The sequence below is a fragment of the Saccharopolyspora tripterygii genome (genome assembly GCF_054778355.1).
This window is the reverse complement of sequence record NZ_BAAGZP010000020.1, coordinates 379,548-398,807: the sequence shown is the minus strand read 5'-3', so window position 1 is coordinate 398,807 and position 19,260 is coordinate 379,548. Positions and strand designations below refer to the sequence as shown.

The window sequence follows — 19,260 nt, the reverse complement described above, 5'->3', positions numbered from 1 at the left end:
TCTTCTCGGTGACCGACACCACGGCCGGCAGACCCGACTCGACGGTCAGGATGCCCGCGTCGGTCTCACGCTCGACCGTCACCGACGAACCGTCGGTGGAGACCTTGCGCGCGAAGGTCAGCTGCGGCCAGCCCAGCACCTCGGCGACCATGGCCGGCACCGCACCCGAGCGACCATCGGTCGCCTCGTTGCCCGCGATCACCAGCTCGACACCCTCAACGGTGCCGACGACCTTCGCCAGCGCCTTGGCGGTGGCGGGCGCGTCCGTGCCGTGCAACGCCTCGTCCGAGAGGTGCACCGCCTTGTCCGCACCCATCGACAGCGCCTTGCGGATGGCATCCGTGGCGCGATCGGGACCCATGCACACGACGGTCACTTCGCCGCCCTGGGCCTCCTTGATCAACAGCGCCTCCTCCACGGCGCGCTCATTGATCTCATCCAACACGGCATCAGCCGACTCGCGGTCCAACGTGTGATCCGCAGCAGCCAGCTTCCGTTCGGAATACGTGTCGGGCACCTGCTTAACCAGGACGACGATGTTCATGGGCCCTCTTCGACCTCCTGCGGACTCAACTGACGCTCGCTGGTCCTCCAGCGGCTCTGCTTGTGGACCCGGCGCTTGCTCCGTCCGGGTTAGGTTGACCTTGCCATGCCCTCGACTGGAAAGCACAGTGATACCAACCACCGAGGATGTTACTTGCCAGTAGCCGGGGTGCAACCAGGCCCCGCCCGTGACAGTACTCACCCTCCCCGGGGCCGGGATGATCAACCGCCGCAAAAGTGGCAACGCGACATCCGGAAAGTATGTGAACGAACCTTACGTATTAGTAGCCTTGCCACTATGAGAAGACGCGTCGCCATCGTGACCGATTCGACGGCTTCGGTTCCGCTCGACGTGGCCGACCGACTCGGAATCTCCATCGTGCAGCTCGAACTGACCGTGGGCGATGAGCAGAACGACGAGCGGCGAGTGCTGCACGCCCAGATGGCCGAGGCAATGCGGAACAACGTCCCGGTAGCCACCAGCCCGCCGCCCACTCCCGCGTTCTACTGGAATTACGCCGACGCCGCGGCCTCCGGCGTCGAGGCGATCATTTCGATCCACATTTCCGAAGGAATGTCCCAAACCTGCCAGGCCGCCCGAATTGCCGCCGCGGAGATCGGCGTGCCGGTGTACGTGGTCGATTCGCGACTGACGGGCCTGAGCCTGGGATTCCCGGTGATCGCGGCCGCGGAGGCCGCCGCAGCGGGCGCCAACGCGCACGGCGTGATGAACGTCCTGGAGCACCGCCTCCGCAGCACCACGCAGCTGCTCTACGTCGACACGCTGGAGTACCTCCAGCGCAGCGGGCGGATCGGCCGGGCTCAGGCACTGCTGGGCCAGGCGCTGTCGATCAAACCGGTGCTGATCATGAAGGACGGCATCATCGACCAGCTGCACAAGGGGATCGGACCGGACCGAGCCCTGCGCAAGGCCATAGGGACCGCCGCGGAACGAGCCGGCCGCGGACCCGTGGACGTGGGCGTGGAGCACTTCCAGGCCTCCGACCGCGCCAAGCACGTGCTCGACGCGCTGTGCTCGCAGCTGCCTCAGGTGCGCCGGGTCACGCTGGAGGAGACCAGCGCGATCATAGGAGCCCACACGGGGCCGGGAGCGCTCGGAATCGCGGTGTCACCCGCGAGCTTCTGAGTCGACCGTTTCCGCGCTATTCCGGTTCACCAGACCGGACGCTCGGATCGGCTCCGAATCCGCGGATCGTCCTCTCCAGGGCGCCTCTCGCGCGGATGCGGCGTTGATCTCTGCCGTTTCTCCTTGGTCTTCCACCCTTTTGAGTGGTGCGAACGCGTGTTCGATGCCGGATACTCGTTGTGGTCCGGCCCGAAACACGCACACGGGCACGAATTGCGCACCATCTTCTTGGGGGAATCATGCGTGCGACCCACGGCTCGCGCCTGCGCGCGAACGACTCCGGCAGGCGCTCAGTCCTCGATCTTGTCCATCGCGCGGTGCACGCGCTTGATCGACACCGGCCGCGGCGTGCCCAAGGACTGGGCGAACAGGCTCACCCGCAGCTCCTCGATCATCCAGCCCACGTCGAGCAGCGCGGGACTGGGAGACCGCCCTCGCGCGACGCCGGCCAGCAGCTCCCGATAGCGCTGCTCGACCTCGTCCACCTGGTGCATCCACTCCCGGTCGCGCTGCGGCTGGTGCTGCGCCTTGTCCAGCCGCTGCTCGATCGCGCGCAGGTACCGGACCAGGTCGCGAAGCCGGTCGAAGCCGGTCGCGGTGACGAAACCCGGGTGCAGCAAGCCCTTCAGCTGCTCGCGGATGTCGTCCAGCGACTCCGCCGACACGCCCTTGGGCCGGTCGGCGATCACCGCTTCGACGTGCTGCGCGGCGACCAGGACCCGCTCGACCTCCGCCAGCACCGCCACCGCGTACTCGCCGAGCCCGGCGCGGACCTTCGCCTCCAGCTTGGCGTACGCCTCGCCGTCCCAGACGGGCCCGCCGCTGTCGGCCATCAGCTTGTCCACGGCGCAGCGCACGCAGTCGTCGAGGACCGAATCCAGGTCGCCGTAGCGGCTCCCGCCGAGCACGAGACGACTGGTCGTGCTCATGCCGCGCCGGATGGACTTCGCGGGCGAGGGCACGTTGAGCAGCAGCAGCCGCCGCGTGCCGTCCCACAGCGCGCGCTGCTGCTCCCGCTCGGTGTCGAACATCCGCACCGCGACGCTCTCACCCTCGTCCACCAGCGCCGGGTACGCCTTCACCGCGTGCCCGGAACGCTGCTGGGAGAAGGTGCGGGGAAGGTCGCCGAAGCTCCAGGAGCTCAGCCCGCCCTGCTCGATGTCGTCTGCCGCGGCCGAGATCTCCTCCCGCACCTTGGGTTTGAGCCGCAGCTTCAGCGACTCGAGATCCTTGGACTCGGCGAGCTTTCGACCCTTGCGGCCCACCACGCGGAAGGTCATCTTCAGGTGATCGGGGACCTTGTCCGGATCCCACTCGCCGCGCGGCACGTCGACACCGGTCAGCTGGCGGAGACTGCGCTGCAAGGTCTCCAGCAGCGGGCCGTCGTCGGGTCCCACGCGCGAGATCACGGCCTTGGCGAAGTCCGGGGCGGGCACGAAGTTGCGCCGCGTGTGCTTGGGCAGCGACTTGAGCAACGTGGTCACGAGCTCTTCGCGCAGGCCCGGGATCTGCCAGTCGAACCCCTCGTCGTCGATCTGGTTGAGGACCTGCAGCGGGATGTGCGCCGTGACGCCGTCGGCATCCGATCCCGGCTCGAACTGGTAGGTCAGCTTCAGCCGGTGCTCGCCGTAGGTCCAGTGGTCCGGGTAGTCCTGATCCCTGACCTGCTCCGAGGTCTCGTTGATCAGCATGGACTTCTCGAAGTTGAGCAGGTCCGGCTGCTCGCGGCGAGTCTTCTTCCACCACGTGTCGAAATGCCTGCCGGAGACCACGTCCTCGCCGAGGCGCTGGTCGTAGAACTCGAACAGCGTCTCGTCGTCGACCAGGATGTCGCGGCGGCGCGCCCGCTCCTCGAGGCCCTCGACCTCGTCGAGCAGCGCGCGGTTCTGGTGGAAGAAGTCGTGCCGGGTGTCCCAGTCCCCCTCGACCAGCGCGTGGCGGATGAACAACTCGCGGCTGACCTCGGGATCGATCCGCCCGTAGTTGACCTTGCGGCCCACCACCAGCGGCACGCCGTAGAGCGTGACCCGCTCGGCCGCGACCACCGCGGCGCGGTCCTTCTCCCAGTGCGGTTCGCTGTAGTTGCGCTTGACCAGGTGTCCGGCCAGCTCCTCGATCCACTCCGGTTCCACGCGGGCGACGATGCGCGCCCACAGGCGGGAGGTCTCGACGAGCTCCGCCGCCATCACCCAGCGCGGCGGCTTCTTGAACAACGACGACCCGGGGAACACCGCGAACCGCGCGTTGCGGGCTCCTTGGTACTCCTGGGAGCCACGTCCGGGCGGACCGGAACGCTGCGCGCCGTTGCGCTTTTCGACGTCCTTGAGACCAATGTGCGACAGCAGGCCGGCCAGCAGCGACTGGTGGATGCGGGTGGCGTCGGCGGGCTGGTCCGCCAGCGTCATCCCCATCGACTTGACCATCTGGCGCAGCTGGCCGAACAGGTCCTGCCACTCGCGCACCCGCAGGTAGTTGAGGAAGTCGTTGCGGCAGAGCTTGCGGAACTGGTTGGAGGACAGCTCCTTCTGCTGGGTGCGCAGGTGCTCCCACAGGCGCAGGTAGGCGAGGAAGTCGGACTCGGCGTCCTTGTCGACGAAGCGCGCGTGCTTCTGGTCGGCGGCCTGCTGGTGTTCGGCGGGGCGTTCGCGCGGGTCCTGGATGGACAGCGCGGCCACGATCACCAGCACCTCGCGCAGGCAGCCGTTGCGCTCCGATTCCAGCACCATCCGCGCCAGACGCGGGTCGATGGGCAGCTGGGCGAGGCTGCGGCCGACGCGCGTCAGCTTGCGGTCGGCAGCGGACTTGGTGTTCTCCAGGGCACCGAGCTCGTGCAGCAGGTTGAGGCCATCGGTGATCTGCCTGCGGTCCGGCGGCTCCAGGAACGGGAAGGACTCCATCTCGCCGAGCCCCAGGGAGGTCATCTGCAAGATGACCGAGGCCAAGTGGGTGCGCAGGATCTCCGGATCGGTGAACTCCGGTCGCGACTCTAAGTCCTCCTCGGAGTACAGCCTGATGCAGATGCCCTCGGACACCCGGCCGCAACGACCCTTCCGCTGATTCGCGGAAGCCTGCGAGATCGGTTCGACCGGCAGCCGCTGCACCTTGGTGCGGAAGCTGTAGCGGGAGATGCGCGCGGTGCCCGGGTCGATGACGTACTTGATGCCGGGAACCGTCAGCGACGTCTCCGCGACGTTGGTGGCCAGCACGACGCGGCGCCCGGTGTGGCGTTGGAACACGCGGTGCTGCTCGGCGGCCGTCAGCCGCGCGAACAGCGGCAGGATCTCGGTGTCGCGCAGCTGCAGCTGCGCGAGCGCATCGGCCGCGTCCCGGATCTCCCGCTCGCCGCTCAAGAAGACGAGAACATCACCGGGTCCCTCGGCGAACAGCTCGCGCACCGCGTCGCAGATGGCCTGCGGTTGGTCGCGGACGTCCGAGGACGGTTCCTCCTCGTCGCCGGATTCCTCCAGCAACGGCCGGTAGCGCACCTCCACCGGGTAGGTGCGGCCGGAGACCTCCACGACCGGGGCGTCGTCGAAGTGCCGGGAGAAGCGCTCCGGGTCGATCGTCGCCGAGGTGATGATGACCTTCAGGTCGGGGCGCTGCGGCAGCAGCTGCTTGAGGTAGCCGAGGATGAAGTCGATGTTGAGGCTGCGCTCGTGCGCCTCGTCGATGATCAGCGTGTCGTACCGCCGCAGCAGCCGGTCGTGCTGGATCTCGGCGAGCAGGATCCCGTCGGTCATCAGCTTGACGAGGGTGTCGTCGCCGGTGCGCTCGGTGAACCGCACCTGATAGCCGATGGCACCACCCATCTCGGTGCCCAACTCCTCCGCGACCCGCTCGGCGACGGTGCGCGCCGCCAGCCTGCGCGGCTGGGTGTGCCCGATGACGCCCTTGATGCCGCGCCCCAGCTCCATGCACATCTTGGGCAGCTGCGTCGTCTTACCGGAACCGGTCTCACCTGCGACGATGACGACCTGGTTGTCCCGGATGGCGGTGAGCAGGTCGTCGCGCCGCTGACTGACCGGCAGGCTCTCCGGATAGCTGATCTTGGGGACGCCGTCGTGGCGGCGCTGCACGCGCAGCTCGGCCTTCTCCACATCGCCGGTGATCTCCGCGACGACCGACCGCAGCGACTCGGGATCGCGGATCTTGCGGGCGCCTTCGATGCGGCGACGCAGCCGACGCTGGTCCTGCAGCATCAGCTCCGGCAAGCGGTCCCGCAGATCAGCGAGCGAAGATTTCACAGACGACGTACCCATACTCCGCACAAGCATAGAGAAGGCCCCGGCGGCGCTGCCTCCCGATTTCGCCGCACTCACCGGCGAGACCCGCCAGAGGCGGCCATTTCGTGATGCCGGTCACCAGAGACGAGGGTCAGGCGCGCTCCGCCCGGCACAGGTAGGCCATCGCGTGATCCCCGACCCTGGTGATCACGACGCTCGCCTCCTGCGACCCCTTGGGCTTGAGCCGGCGGCGCAACGCGTCCGGATCCACGTCAACACCGCGCACCAAGATCTCCAGCCGCCCGACGTCGTGGCTGCGCAGCAATGCCCGCAGCGCCTTCTCGTTGAACCGGCCGTGTTCGAGGACGCGGAAAGCCCGCACGCCCGGCGGCGGCACATCCCCGGTGAGGTAGGCGATGTGCGGGTCGAGCTGGACCAGTCCGTGCCGCGCCGCGTAGTGGCGCACGAGCCCCGCTCGCACCACGGCGCCGTCCGGGTCGACGATCCACTCGCGCACGTCCTCGGCCGGGCAGTCGTCGGTCTCCGCGTCGGTGATGGTCCAGGCCGTGCCGTCCGCCCGCAGCACGCTCGCCCGGCGCCGGACGGTCCGGTCGGCCAGCGACCCGAACCACAGGGCCGCCTCCCTGACCTGCCCGGCCAGTGACACGACCTCGGCCTCCGCCTCATCGGGAACGGCGGCGAAGTCCAGTCCCGGCGCGCACTTGACCACCAGGTCGCGCCCGGCGTAGACGGCCAGCAGCTCGTCCAGCGGCGGGACCAGGTCGGCCGGGCTCCAACGGCGCCTGCCGCCTTCGTCCCGGCGCGCCGGGTCGGCCACCACCGCGGTGTCGCGGGTGACCGGCCGCAGCGCATCGGCCTCCACCACCACCGCGTCACGACCCGCGCTGACCAGGTTGTGCCGGGCCATGAGAAGCCGAACCCGGTCCACATCGGATCCCACGCTGCGCTCGGCAACAGCGGCCACAGCAGCGAGATCGGCACCGATGGAGCACGTCACGTCATGCACGTCGCGGCCGGCCAAGCGCTGCGCGCGATGCCGCGCGACGGTGCTCGCGGTGGCCTGCTGCAACGCGGCGTCGGTGAACAACCAGTCACCGCTGCAGTCCAGCTTGGACTCGGCCTTGCGCCGCAGCACCGCCGTTTCCAGCGCCGCCGCGGCGAAGCGCTCACCGACCCGGCGCCGCGCGGTGGCGACGTCGGTCAGCCGCGACTTGCCGGTCAGAGCGAGCCCGGAGAGCTCGGCGACGGCGGCACGTCCCTCCGCCGAGCGCAGGAACGTCACGTCGTCGACGTCGAACGAGTAGCCCACCGCGCGCCCCTAGAACGAGCCGGCCGCGAACGGCCGGCGCGGGCCGGGAACCGGGAATCGGAGGGCTCTCGTCACGACTGTCTCGACTGGTCACGGCAGGATCAGCGACCGGTGAACTTCGCCTTGCCGGGACCGTTCTCGACGAACGACTTCATGCCGATCTTCTGGTCCTCGGTCGCGAAGGTGCCCGCGAACAGGTGGGTTTCGAGCTTGAGACCGTTGTCGAGGTCCACGTCCAGACCACCGTCGATCGCGGCCTTCGCCGCCGCCAGGGCCCGAGCCGCACCACCGGTGAACTGCTCCGCCCAGCGCTTCGCGGTCGCGTAGACGTCAGCGGACGGCACGATCTCGTCGACCATGCCCAGCGCCAACGCCTCGTCCGCCTCGACGAAACGTCCGGTGTAGATGATGTCCTTGGCCTTGCTGGGCCCGATCAGCCGCGCGAGCCGCTGCGTACCGCCGGCACCTGGGATGACACCGAGAAGGGTCTCGGGCTGACCGACCTTGATGTTGTCGGCCGCGATCCGCCGGTCGCACGACAGCGCCAGCTCGAAACCGCCGCCGAGGGCGAAACCGGTCAGCGCGGCCACCGTGGGCTTCGGGATCGCCGCGACCTGGCTCATCGCGTGCGACAGCCCGCGCTTCTCCTTGTCAGCCATGTCCCCGTAGGACATGTCGGCCATCTCCTTGATGTCCGCGCCGGCCGCGAAGACCTTCTCGCCGCCGTAGACGATCACGGCGCGGATGTCGTCGCGCTCCGCGGCCTCGATCGCGACATCGCGAAGCTCGGTCTCGATCTGCCGGTTCAGCGCGTTCATCTTCGGCCGATCCAGCCGGATCGTGCCGATCGCACCCTCGACCTCAAGCCTGACGAACTCGCCCACGCAGCAACCTCCTCGTCGAACCACCGCTCTTGCCGCCCGCGAGGCTATCGCGCCAGGCTCCGCATCTGCTGTGTCACGGATCTCAACCCCAGGCGCAGATCGTCGGGCCCGGCTGCACCGGTCGCGGGTCAGGCCCGGCGGCGGGCGAAGTAGCGGTCCCCCGCCCGCTGCAGTTCGAGGTCCTGGTCGAAGGTCTTCGACAGGTTGTCCTCGGTGAGCACGTCGTCGAGAAGGCCCTGGGCGACGATGGCGCCGTCACGCAGCAGCAAGCAGTGGGTGAATCCCGGCGGGATCTCCTCGACGTGGTGGGTGACCAGCACCGATGCAGGCGCGTCCGGGTCCATCGCCAACGTCGACAGGCGAGCGACGAGGTCTTCCCGGCCACCGAGGTCGAGACCCGCCGCGGGCTCGTCGAACAGCAGCAGTTCCGGGTCGGTCATCAGCGCGCGGGAGATCATGACCCGCTTGCGCTCACCCTCCGACAACGTGCCGAACTCACGATCCGCGAGGTGCGCGACTCCGAGCAGTTCGAGCAGTTCGACCGCGCGATCGGTGTCCATCGCGTCGTACTTCTCGCGCCAGCGACCGAACACCGAATACCCGGCGCTGACCACCACGTCGCGAACGATCTCGTCGCCAGGGACCCGGTTGACCAAGGCGCCCGAGCACAGCCCGATCAGCGGGCGGATGTCGAAGACGTTGGTCTTGCCGAGCCGCTCACCGAGCACTTCGACGGTCCCGGTGGTCGGGTGCATCTCCGTGCTGGCCATCTTCAGCAGCGTCGTCTTGCCGGCCCCGTTGGGCCCCAGCACGACCCAGCGCTCGTCGAGCTCGACAGACCAGTTCACGTCGGCGACCAGCGTCGTGTTGCCCCGCCGGACACCGACGCCCTCCATCTGGATGACCAGGTCCTCCACGTCTACCTCCCAGCCGTGACTGACCGCGGCTGCGCACCAGGCGCGCTCGGCGCTCGTCTCCGTCGAGGACCGCCACAGGCTCCGGCCGGTCCTTCCGCGCCCATTGTTCCCGTCCTCACCGCACCCCCTGCGAGCGGGATGCCGCAGCCGGGCACTCCCGGGGCGGTCCACATCCCGGGAACTCCGTCACGCCCCTGTCCTCGCGGACGATCCGGTGCAACTATCGACGGCGTGTCCGATTCGTTGCTCACCCGCGATCGCGTGATCGACCTCTTCCGGGTCGTCGCCTCCGCCTGTCGCTGAAAGCGGTCCGAGAGACCTCCCGCTTTCCGACTTCATCGCGGCACGACGAATCGTCCAGCCACCCCACCCCTCGCGGGAGGGGTGTGCGTGTCGTGCCGGTGCACACCGCAAGACACCTGGAGACACCCATGAGCATCACGCAGCCCGAGAAACCGACCTCCCCGCGGTCCGAGTACACCCCGACCGCACCCGTGCCCGCCCTCGGCGAAGCCGAAGTGCACCCCGCCTTCGACCTCCCCCTGCTGCGGGACCTGATCCACCCCGACCGCCTCAACTGGACCCCGCGCGAGCTGCGCGAACTCACCAGCCTCGTGACCAGCGAGCTGACCGCGGACCTGATGAACATCGTGCGCGTCGACGAGCAGCAGCGGTGGTGGGCCAAACTCGGCCTGACCGCAGGCGTCGAGCTCTGGCTGCTGTCCTGGGCCCCCGGCCAGGGCACGCCGGCCCACGACCACGGCGGGGCCTCCGGCTCGTTCTCCGTCCTGTTCGGCGAACTGCGCGAGGACTACCGCTACGCCAACGGCCCGACCCGGACCAAGCACCACGAACTCGGCGCCGGAGTCGGTTTCGGCGCCGGACGCGCCCACCAGGTCACCAACGTCAGCTCGGTCAACTCGGCCAGCGTGCACGCCTACTCGCCGCCGCTGCTCCCGGTCCGCTACTACGCCGACCTCGCCGAGATCCCCTCAGTTCCTCCGCAGCGAAGCGAGGTCAAGTGATGCCCCACATCCCCGAACCCCGAGAAGAGCAGGTCGGCTTCGGCCCCTACGGCATCGAGCACCTGCTGGCCGAATCGCGCGAGAAGCTCGCGCGGGTCGGCCCGCACGAGGCCTTCGAGATCCAGCGCGACGGCGGCCTGATCATCGACATCCGGCCGGAATCCGATCGGCTCACCGGCGGTGAGATCCCCGGCGCGCTCACCGTGGAACGCATCGTCCTGGAATGGCGGCTCGACCCGTCCGGCAGCCACCGGCTCACCGGCCTGCACCCGGACCGCCCGGTCGTCCTGGTCTGCAACGAGGGCTACGCCTCCAGCCTCGCTGCCGCCCAGGCCCAGGAACTCGGCCTCACCAGGGCCACCGACCTCGCAGGCGGCTTCCACGCGTGGAAGCAAGCGGGCCTTCCCACCACCGCCGCCGCGGCCTGACCAGAGCAAGGGAACCTTCCTGTCACTCACCGCCTGGCGAGTGACAGGAAGGTTCCCTTGCTCACTTCGCGGCCGGATGCGACGGCGACCGGGAGCAAAGCGGTCACCCGGCCGGTGCCGGTCCCGTAGGCTCCGGGCCTTGTGCGAGCGCAGAGCCTTTTGTTCCGCCCTTGGGTGCTGGTCACCGTTGTGGGCGCGGTTGTCCTAGCGACGGTGGAAGTCCTCCTCGGCACCGGTTTCACGGGAGTCGCGGCCGGTTGGTCCGGTGGTGTGGTGGGAGCCATCCTGCTGCCGGTGGCCACGCAGGTCGGGTTGTTGCTCGGTTCTGCGGTCTTCGGACTGCGCGTGCGGCAGATCGTGTTCGGCGCGATGCGCGAGGTCGCGTCCTTCAAGCGCGGAAACGTGACCTTCACCTTCCGGGCGCTGCCCGTGACCCTGCGGGCGCAGATCGGACCGTGGCGCTCACCGGTGATCCTGCGCTGCTGGCTGGCAGGGTTGCTCTCCGCACTCACGGGCCTGGCCGCGGTGGCCGCCGCGTGGTGGTGGGTGCCCGGTGCGTTCGGACGCGGGATGGCGCTGGCGATGAGCGCGTTCATGCTCGTCAAGTTGTGGCCCAAGCGCGTGCCGCTGACGACGTCGACCGGGTGGCTGCTGTTCTCCCTGCCCCGGCTGCCGGAGGCGGAACGCTCGGACTTCCTCGCCGCACCCCTGGCGGCGCGCGCCTACGAGGCCCTGCGCAGCGGTGACATCGACACCGCGCAGGCCCGCGCCGACGAACTCGCCGAGCGCTTCCCGGGCATCAACGCGACGGTCTCCTGCCAGATCGCGGTGCTGGAATCGCGCGGGCTCTACGCGCCAGGCGTGCTGCTGCTGTTGAAGTTCCTGTCCGACAACGACGTTCCGCCGCGCAAGATGGCCTACCTGCTCGCAGGTCTGGCGGGTTTGGGATTCAAGGCCGTCGAATCCGGGCAGATGCCGGCGGACAGCCTGTTGCCGACGGCGAAGAAAGCCCTGCAGGACGCGGTGCAACTCGGGTACCCGGAGTTCGAGCTCAACGGCACCAACGGGCTGCTGGCCCTGATCGAGGGAGACGCCGACATCGCGGTCCGGCTGGCCACCAGCGGCGCCGAGTACAACCACTCACCGCTGTCCCGCGCCGACGACCTGGCCACCCTCGCCCGCGCGCACATGCTCCTCCACGACAACGCGGCCGCCCGCACGGCCTTGGCGCGCGCCGAGGAGCTGGCCCCGTGGTCCCCCCGGGTCACCGAAACCCGCCAGCGCCTGTCCGTGAGCTGAGCGCATGGGAACCTTCCTACCAGCGAAGTGACAGGAAGGTTCCCATGCTCACCGCCCCACCGGCGCGGGCACGCGAGTTCTAGTCGATGGTCAGCACGAGCTTGCCCTGGGTGCGCCCGGTCTCGCCCTGCGCGTGGGCCTTGGCCGCGTCGGCGAGCGGGAACGTCCCGGCGATCTCGGCGCGAAGCTTGCCCGCCTCGACCAGTTCCCGCACGGCCTCCATGCCCGCGTGGTCGGACTCCACGAGCATGAGCTCGGCCCGCACACCGAGCTCCTCGGCTTCGGCGGCGAGCGACTCCCGGTCGTAGGGCAGGATCGAGACGAGGATCCCGCCCTTGCGCAGCACCTGCAGCGAACGGCTGCGGTAGTCGGCGGCGATCGTGTCGAGCACGACGTCCACATCGTCGAGGGCCTCGGCAAAGTCGGTCGAGTTGTAGTCGATGAGTTCGTCGACTCCCAGACCGGACAGGAACTCGTGCTTGGCCTTGCTCGCCGTGGCGATGACGTGGGCGCCCTTGGCCTTGGCGATCTGCACCGCGAGATGCCCGACACCGCCAGCTGCCGCGTGGATCAGAACCCGCTGGCCCGCCTGCAGATCAGCGGTGTCGTTCAGCGCCTGCCAGGCGGTCAGCGCCGCCAAGGGGATCGCACCTGCCTGCACGTGGTCCACACCGGCAGGCTTGGCGGCGAAGGCACGCGCCGGCCCGGTCACGAACTCGGCGTGCGAACCGACACCCAGCGGGTAGGGCAGCATGCCGAAGACCTCGTCGCCCGGCTTGTGCAGCGTGACGCCGATTCCCACCGCCTCGACCACGCCGGACACGTCCCAGCCGAGGATGCGCGGGGGATCGAGCAGGAACCCCGGGCCCGCGCGGTGCTTCCAGTCGGTGGGGTTGACACCGGCGGCTCGCACGCGGATCAGCACATCGCTCGGTCCTGGCTCGGGCTTGTCCAGCTGTGCCTCGTGAAGCACCTCCGGACCGCCGTACTCGTCCTGGGTGATGGCCCGCATGGTTTCACTCATGACCCCACCCTGCCCCATCAGAACCTGCCCTGCGTGCAGGCGGTGGGGCGTTGTGAGGATGGGAACCGTTCTGTCACCGGAGTGCGCGAAAGGTTCCCATCCTCCACTCCGCGCGGGACGCGTCGGTGGGATCGCGGTTCGCGGAGGTGACCGGCGTCAGCCCGCGAGCACGACCTTGCCGAGCTCCGCGGGCTGCGACAGCAGCGAGTGCCGTGGCAGGACCCTGACGTTGTAGCCCGCCGGGCCCGCGTGCGGGAGGGTCACCGTGGCCGCGTACCGGCCATCGCCGGTGGACTTCATCGACGCGGTCACGAAGTCGTGCAGTACGTCGTTGTCGTCGACCCTGCCGACCACGACCTCGACGTCCACATCGGACGGGTCGAGGCCGGCGAGGTCCACCCTCGCGCGAACCGTGACCTGCCCGCCCAGCAGAGGTGTCCCGTGATCCACCGACATCTCGGTGTCCCCGACCCGCACCTGGTTCCACGCCGCCTGCAGCCGCCTCCGGTAGTCGGCGATCTCCCGCGCACCGCTGAAGTCGTCGACGGACATGGCGCGCATCGACTGCGCCGCAGGCGTGTAATGGCCGTCGACGTACTCGCGGACCATCCGCGACGCCTGAACCCGCGGCCCCAAGGTCGCCAAGGTGTGGCGCACCATCGACATCCACTTGCCGGGCACGCCGTCGCTGTTGCGCTCGTAGTACATCGGCGCCACGTGCTCGGAGATCAGCTCGTACAGCGCAGCGGCTTCCAGGTCGTCCCGCCGGTTCGGGTCGCTGACACCGTCGGCCGTGGGAATCGCCCACCCGTTGCGGCTGTCGCACATCTCGTCCCACCAGCCGTCGCGCACCGAGAGGTTCAGCCCCCCGTTGAGCGCGGCCTTCATCCCCGACGTCCCGCACGCCTCCAGCGAGCGCACCGGGTTGTTCAGCCACACGTCGCAACCCGACACCAGGTAGCGGGCCAAGGACATGTCGTAGTCCGGCAGGAACACGATGCGGTGTCGCACATCAGCGCTGTCGGCGAAGCGCACGATCCGCTGGATCATCGCCTTGCCGCCCTCATCGGCCGGGTGGGACTTGCCCGCCACCACGATCTGCACCGGCCGATCGGAGTCCAGCAGCAGCTCCCGCAACCGATCGGTGTCGCGCAGCATCAGCGTCGCCCGCTTGTAAGTGGGAACCCTTCGCGCAAAACCGATGGTGAGCACCTCGGGGTCGAAAACCGAGTCGCACCAGCCCAGCTCCAGGTCCGAGGCACCGCGCTGCTGCCAGGCCACGCGCAGCCTGCGCCGCACCTCGTCGATCAAGCGCTGGCGCAGCGAGCAGCGCAGCTCCCACAACAGCGAATCGCTGACCGGCTCCATGCCGCGCAACCCGGCGCCGCTGTCCATCTCCGACTCGCCGAGCAGCTTGCCGAGTTCACGCGCCGACCAGGTCGGCCCGTGCACACCGTTGGTGACCGAGCTGATCGGGATCTCCTCGACCCCGAACCCCGGCCACAGGTTGCGGAACATCTTGCGGATCACTTCGCCGTGCAGCTCCGAGACGCCGTTCGCGCGCTGCGCCAACCGCAGTCCCATGTGCGCCATGTTGAACATGCCCGGGTTGTCCTCGGCGCCCACCGCGAGCACCCGGTCCGACGGCACGCCCGGCAGCAGCGGCTGCTGCGCCCCGTCATCGAAGTAGTGGCGCACCAGGTCCACCGGGAAGCGGTCGATCCCGGCCGGGACCGGGGTGTGCGTGGTGAACACCGTTCCCGCCCGGACCGCGGCGGTGGCCTGGTCGAAGTCCAGCCCGGGGTCGGCCTGCAGCTCGCGGATGCGCTCCAGCCCCAGGAAACCGGCGTGCCCCTCGTTGGTGTGGAAGACCTCGGGCTGCGGGTGGCCTGTGAGACGGCAGTAGGCGCGCACCGCCCGCACACCGCCGATGCCGGCGAGGATCTGCTGGCGGATCTTGTGCTCGGCGTCGCCGCCGTAGAGCCGATCGGTGGTGCCCCGCAGGTCGTCGTCGTTGTCCGGGAGATCGCTGTCGAGGAGCAGCAGCGGAACGCGCCCGACCTGCGCCTTCCACACCCTCGCGTGCAAGGTGCGGCCCGCGGGCATCGCGACCTCCACCACGACGGGCCGATCATCGGAGTCGGTGAGCACCTCCAGCGGCAGTCCGCGAGGGTCGATCACCGGGTAGTGCTCGACCTGCCAGCCCTCCGAGGACAGCCCCTGCCGGAAGTAACCGGAGCGGTAGAGCAAACCCACCCCGATCATGGGGACGCCCAGGTCGGAGGCCGACTTGAGGTGGTCGCCCGCGAGCACGCCGAGCCCACCGGAGTAGTTCGGCAGCGCTTCGGTGAGACCGAACTCCATCGAGAAGTAGGCGATCGAAGTGGGGAGCTCCGCTCCCTCGTCCTGTCGCTGCTGGTACCAGCGCGGCATGGTGAGGTAGCGGCGCAGATCGTCGCCCACCGCGCGGGTGCGCGCCAGGAAGTCCTCGTCCGCGGCGAGCTGGCGCAACCGCTCAGCGGGCACCTCCGACAGCAGGCGCAGCGGATCTGACCCCACCGCCGACCACACCTGCGGATCGACCGCCGAGAACAGGTCCTGCGTGGGCGGATGCCACGCCCAGCGCAGGTTCGTCGCCAGCTTGCCCAGCGGGCTCAGCGGTTCGGGCAGGTGGGCCCGGACGGTAAAGCGGTGGACGGCTCTCACGGGAGCGGACCATATCTCGCTCGACGCGGTCGCGTGAGATGCGCACCCGACGGCACCACCACCCGCGAGACAGGTGGGAAGCTGGGTCGCGTGCGTGCATTCGGACTTGTCGCGGTGACCATCGGGCTGATCATCAGCGCCTGCACGACGCCTCCGGCGCCGGCGCCGAGTGTGTCGGAACCCACGGTGGACCCGGCGTTCGTACACGGCACCGACCGCGGTGACACCGACCGGTTGGCGGCCGCGGTCGTGACCGACGTGCAGCGCTACTGGGCTCAGGCCTACCCCGACACGTTCGGCTCTGCCTGGCGCGACCTCGACGGAGGGTTCTTCTCCGTGGACACCGGCGGCGTCGGCACGCCTCCGCCGTGTGCCTCGGACCGGCAGGAAGTCGAGGGCAACGCGTACTACTGCCAATCCGTGGACGCCATCGCCTGGGATCGCACAGCGCTGCTGCCGGTGCTGCGCGAGCACTACGGGGACACGGCCGTGGCGGTGGTGCTCTCCCACGAGGTCGGACACGCCGTTCAGCAGCGCGCCGGTCTCACCGAGGGCGCGCCGCTGCGGCTGGAGGCGATGGCAGACTGCTACGCGGGTTCCTTCCTCCGCTGGGTGTCCGACGGGCACGCGCAGCACCTGCGCACCGACCCCGACCAGATCGACGAGGCACTGCGCGCCATCACCGTCTTCCGCGACCCCGTCGGCACCACCGGGCACGGCACGGCCTTCGATCGGGTGACCGCGTTCCAGCGCGGATTCTCCGGTGGCCCTCGCGGGTGCACCGGAGTGGCTGAGAGCGACGTCGCCGAGCCGGTCGACGACGATCCGAACGTGCCCTTGGCAACGCTGCTGGACACCACGTCCGTGGCCGAGCACTTCAGGTCCGTCGTCATCGGCCACGGCGGACGATGGGTCCCTCCAGCGCGGGCCACCGGCTGCCCGGGAGCAGTCGGACCGGTCGGCTTCTGCCCGTCCCCTCCCACCGTCAGCGCCGATCCCGCGGCACTGAGCAGGACGCACGAGGACATCGGCGACCAGGCCGTCACCACGCTGCTCGCCTCCCGCTACGCGCTCGCCGCGCTGACCGAACTGGGACGCCCGGTGACGGGCGAACGCATCGTCTGCCTGACCGGCGCGTTCACCGCGCAGCAGCCGCACCTGTCCCCCGGTGACCTGGACGAGGCGGTGCAGGTGGTCCTCGACTCCGATGCGGTCTCCCGCGGCGGAGGCCCCACGATGAGCGGTTCGGATCGGATCGCGGCCTTCCGCGACGGCGCGACCTCCGGCTCCAGCGGGTGCCTGGAGTGAGCATGGGAACCTTCCTGCCACCCACGATCGGCATCCGCTGAGATCGTCCGTGACGAAGATCCACCACCCGATAGGCTGCTCCGCGCAGACCGGTCCGCGCGGCCGGCCCAGGGCGACGAGTTCAGTACCGGTAGCGAGATGGGGCGCGTGGAGTGGTGGCGACGGGAACCCGGCGGCGTAGGCGCATCCTCGGCGCCGTGATCTCGGCGCTCACCTGCGCATCCCTGGTCGGCGGGTGTTCGCAGGTCATCAGCGGTGTGCCCACGACGTTAGGCGGCTACTCCACGACCAGCGTGGCGGGGCTTCCGGCCGCCGACGGCCCGAGCGGACCGAAGGAAGGTTCCCCGCAGGCTCCGCTCCCGGTCGAGGGCACCGACAACGGGGAGATGGACAAGCTCGCCCGCAACGCGGTCTCCGACGTCGACGCCTACTGGGCCGAGGCCTTCCCGGAGGCCTTCGACGGCAAGCAGTTCGAACCGGTGAAGCGCCTGATCTCCTACGACTCGGGAGCTCCCGGAGCCCCGCTGTGCGGGCAGAACACCGGTGGAATGGTCAACGCCTTCTACTGCCCGCCCGAGGACCTCGTCGCCTGGGACCGCGGAAAACTGCTCCCGGAGCTCAACAACAGCTTCGGGCCGCTGGCGGTGGTGACCGTGCTGGCCCACGAGATGGGGCACGCGGTGCAGCACCGCGCGGGCACCGCCGGGCAGAACGATCCCGTGATCGTGCTGGAGCAGCAGGCCGACTGCTTCACCGGCGCCTACTTCCGGCACGTCGCCGAGGGCTCATCGCAGTACTTCCAGGTGTCCACCGGCTCCGGCCTCAACGAGGTCATGGGCGTGCTCAACTTCATCCGCGACTCGCCCGGTGCCTCGGACTTCACCGGCAGCAACGCGCACGGCACCGCCTTCGACCGGGTCAGCGCCTTCCAGTTCGGCTTCAGCGACGGGCCCGAACGCTGCGCGAAGATGACCAACGACGAGGTCAAGAAGCGCACCACGTTGTTCCAGAACTGGAAGCCCACCCAGCAGGAAACCGACCTGCCCGTCGACGACAAGAGCTTGAAGGCCGTGGAGGAGAGCCTGCGCGCGGTGTTCCGGGACACCGGTGCGGAGCCGCCGAGGGTCATCGCCGAGCCCCGGACCTGCTCGGGGCGGCAACCGACGACGCCCGCGTCGTACTGCACCGAGACGAACACGATCTCGTTGAACGTCCCGGAGCTGCGCGAGATCGCGACGCCTCCGAGCAAGGAGAGCCAGTCCTCCGGATACGGCGACTTCGCCGCCTACGCGCAAATCGCGTCCCGGTACGCGCTTTCGGTGCAGAAGGCCGCCGGCTACTCCCTCGATGACGAGGCCGCCGGGCTCCGGACCGCGTGCATGGTCGGCGCGTGGAGCGGTCTGCTGGTGGAGGACCCGATCGGGCAGCGCAACCCGGTGGGCAAGCTGCGGATCGTGCCCGAGGACATCGACGAGGGCGTGTCCGCGCTGCTCGGCGAGCAGAGCTTGATCTCGGCGAACGTCAACGGCGATCAGGTTCCGGTCGGTTTCGCGCGGGTGGAGGCCTTCCGGGTCGGCGTGCAAGAAGGCCTCGCGCCGTGCACCACCAAGTACGACAGCTGAGCTTCCCGCTCAACCTCCAGCGGGCCCGCGCGTCCTCCGAAGCATGAGCTCACAACGGATTCTCGACTTCGAGGGCGTGGTGAACGCCCGTGATCTGGGTGGTCTACCGGTGGCCGGCGGCCGCGTCCGCTGGGGAACGGTCGTACGAGCGGAACACCCCGCGAGGCTGACGGCGGTGGGCTGGGAACGCGTGTGGCAGCACGGGGTCCGCACGATCATCGATCTGACCGGTCCTGACGAGGACGAGCTGGACCGCGCTGCACGCCCGGCAGGATTGACCGCCCTCCGCCTCCCGTTGGACGACACCTCCGACACCGAGTTCTGGGACCGGTGGGGTGGGGCCTTCTCGTGCACTCCCCTGTACTTCGGGCCGTTCCTCGACCGCTACCCGCAGCGCCTCGGCGAGGTGCTCGGCACCATCGCCGAGGCCGGCCCCGGCGGCGTGCTGGTGCATTGCGGCAGTGGCAGGGACCGCACCGGGTTGATCTGCCTGATCTTGCTGGCCGCTCTCGGAGCGAGCGCGCAGGACATCGCTGAGGACTACGCGATCAGTCACCAGCGCCGAGCGGAGCAGTGCGCGGCGTCCGGCTTGGGCGATGACACCTCGAAGGTCCGGGAATTCCTGGCCCGGCAGGGCACGACGGAACGCGAGGCCCTCGACGAGGTCATCAGCGAACGGGATTTCGCCGCCTACCTGGCGACCGCGGGGAGGCTGGGCGAGTCCGGTGTCGCAGCGCTACGCGAGCGACTGGTGGACCCGGCCTGATCGAGGCCGCCGGAATCCTGGTGGAAGGGCACCGATCT

The 19,260-nt window shown here is 69.4% G+C and carries 14 protein-coding genes; 7 read left to right on the top strand and 7 right to left on the bottom strand.

What is annotated here, in order from left to right:
* The coding region (locus ACYVF3_RS17790; RefSeq protein ID WP_461155343.1) for an electron transfer flavoprotein subunit beta/FixA family protein at positions 1–544 on the bottom strand (544 nt) is incomplete at its 3' end.
* Between the two features lie 297 nt (positions 545–841).
* Between ACYVF3_RS17790 and ACYVF3_RS17785 the strand changes: the two genes are divergently transcribed.
* Positions 842–1,690: a DegV family protein gene (locus tag ACYVF3_RS17785; protein ID WP_461155342.1), complete on the top strand. Its 849-nt coding sequence runs from the start codon at positions 842–844 to the stop codon at positions 1,688–1,690.
* Positions 1,691–1,980: 290 nt separating this feature from the next.
* Here ACYVF3_RS17785 and hrpA read toward each other — a convergent pair whose 3' ends face one another.
* From hrpA to ACYVF3_RS17765, 4 genes are all read right to left on the bottom strand, one after another.
* Complete coding sequence (gene hrpA, locus ACYVF3_RS17780) at positions 1,981–5,889, bottom strand: ATP-dependent RNA helicase HrpA (RefSeq protein WP_461155359.1); 3,909 nt, start codon at positions 5,887–5,889, stop codon at positions 1,981–1,983.
* A 175-nt stretch (positions 5,890–6,064) separates the two neighbouring features.
* Positions 6,065–7,243, bottom strand: coding sequence for a THUMP-like domain-containing protein (locus ACYVF3_RS17775; RefSeq protein ID WP_461155341.1), 1,179 nt, complete (start codon positions 7,241–7,243; stop codon positions 6,065–6,067).
* A 101-nt stretch (positions 7,244–7,344) separates the two neighbouring features.
* Positions 7,345–8,127, bottom strand: coding sequence for an enoyl-CoA hydratase/isomerase family protein (locus tag ACYVF3_RS17770; RefSeq protein WP_461155340.1), 783 nt, complete (start codon positions 8,125–8,127; stop codon positions 7,345–7,347).
* Positions 8,128–8,255: 128 nt separating this feature from the next.
* Positions 8,256–9,023, bottom strand: coding sequence for an ABC transporter ATP-binding protein (locus ACYVF3_RS17765; protein ID WP_461155358.1), 768 nt, complete (start codon positions 9,021–9,023; stop codon positions 8,256–8,258).
* A 452-nt stretch (positions 9,024–9,475) separates the two neighbouring features.
* On the opposite strand from ACYVF3_RS17765, the gene ACYVF3_RS17760 reads away from it, so the two are divergent.
* From ACYVF3_RS17760 to ACYVF3_RS17750, 3 genes are all read left to right on the top strand, one after another.
* Positions 9,476–10,069 carry a cysteine dioxygenase gene (locus ACYVF3_RS17760; protein ID WP_461155339.1) on the top strand — a complete coding sequence of 198 codons (594 nt, stop codon included), beginning with the start codon at positions 9,476–9,478 and terminating at the stop codon, positions 10,067–10,069.
* Positions 10,069–10,497, top strand: a complete 429-nt coding sequence (locus ACYVF3_RS17755) for a rhodanese-like domain-containing protein (RefSeq protein WP_461155338.1) — start codon at positions 10,069–10,071, stop codon at positions 10,495–10,497. The genes ACYVF3_RS17760 and ACYVF3_RS17755 overlap by 1 nt, the downstream gene beginning before the upstream one ends.
* Positions 10,498–10,710: 213 nt before the next feature.
* Positions 10,711–11,796 (top strand): hypothetical protein, encoded by a 1,086-nt coding sequence (locus ACYVF3_RS17750; protein ID WP_461155337.1) that lies wholly within the window; start codon positions 10,711–10,713, stop codon positions 11,794–11,796.
* A gap of 79 nt (positions 11,797–11,875) precedes the next feature.
* Here the strand turns inward: ACYVF3_RS17750 and ACYVF3_RS17745 are convergent, their stop codons facing one another.
* Both ACYVF3_RS17745 and glgP read right to left on the bottom strand, forming a co-directional pair.
* Positions 11,876–12,820: an NADP-dependent oxidoreductase gene (locus ACYVF3_RS17745; protein WP_461155336.1), complete on the bottom strand. Its 945-nt coding sequence runs from the start codon at positions 12,818–12,820 to the stop codon at positions 11,876–11,878.
* A 156-nt stretch (positions 12,821–12,976) separates the two neighbouring features.
* Positions 12,977–15,526, bottom strand: coding sequence for an alpha-glucan family phosphorylase (gene glgP, locus ACYVF3_RS17740; protein ID WP_461155335.1), 2,550 nt, complete (start codon positions 15,524–15,526; stop codon positions 12,977–12,979).
* 90 nt (positions 15,527–15,616) lie between these two features.
* On the opposite strand from glgP, the gene ACYVF3_RS17735 reads away from it, so the two are divergent.
* The 3 genes from ACYVF3_RS17735 to ACYVF3_RS17725 all read left to right on the top strand — a co-directional run bounded on the left by ACYVF3_RS17735 (position 15,617) and on the right by ACYVF3_RS17725 (position 19,222).
* Positions 15,617–16,834 carry a neutral zinc metallopeptidase gene (locus ACYVF3_RS17735; RefSeq protein ID WP_461155334.1) on the top strand — a complete coding sequence of 406 codons (1,218 nt, stop codon included), beginning with the start codon at positions 15,617–15,619 and terminating at the stop codon, positions 16,832–16,834.
* A gap of 197 nt (positions 16,835–17,031) precedes the next feature.
* A complete protein-coding gene (locus tag ACYVF3_RS17730) occupies positions 17,032–18,456 on the top strand; it encodes a neutral zinc metallopeptidase (RefSeq protein WP_461155333.1) in 1,425 nt (474 codons plus the stop codon).
* A 43-nt stretch (positions 18,457–18,499) separates the two neighbouring features.
* Positions 18,500–19,222 carry a tyrosine-protein phosphatase gene (locus ACYVF3_RS17725; protein ID WP_461155332.1) on the top strand — a complete coding sequence of 241 codons (723 nt, stop codon included), beginning with the start codon at positions 18,500–18,502 and terminating at the stop codon, positions 19,220–19,222.
* The last annotated feature ends 38 nt before the right edge of the window (positions 19,223–19,260 follow it).

Bases quoted from the DNA above. Each gene is read 5' to 3' on its own strand.
- ACYVF3_RS17785 (WP_461155342.1), top strand. From the start codon at position 842: ATGAGAAGACGCGTCGCCATCGTGACCGATTCGACGGCTTCGGTTCCG.
- hrpA (WP_461155359.1), bottom strand. From the start codon at position 5,889: ATGCTGCAGGACCAGCGTCGGCTGCGTCGCCGCATCGAAGGCGCCCGC.
- ACYVF3_RS17765 (WP_461155358.1), bottom strand. From the start codon at position 9,023: ATGGAGGGCGTCGGTGTCCGGCGGGGCAACACGACGCTGGTCGCCGAC.
- ACYVF3_RS17760 (WP_461155339.1), top strand. From the start codon at position 9,476: ATGAGCATCACGCAGCCCGAGAAACCGACCTCCCCGCGGTCCGAGTAC.
- ACYVF3_RS17755 (WP_461155338.1), top strand. From the start codon at position 10,069: ATGCCCCACATCCCCGAACCCCGAGAAGAGCAGGTCGGCTTCGGCCCC.
- ACYVF3_RS17745 (WP_461155336.1), bottom strand. From the start codon at position 12,820: ATGAGTGAAACCATGCGGGCCATCACCCAGGACGAGTACGGCGGTCCG.
- ACYVF3_RS17725 (WP_461155332.1), top strand. From the start codon at position 18,500: ATGAGCTCACAACGGATTCTCGACTTCGAGGGCGTGGTGAACGCCCGT.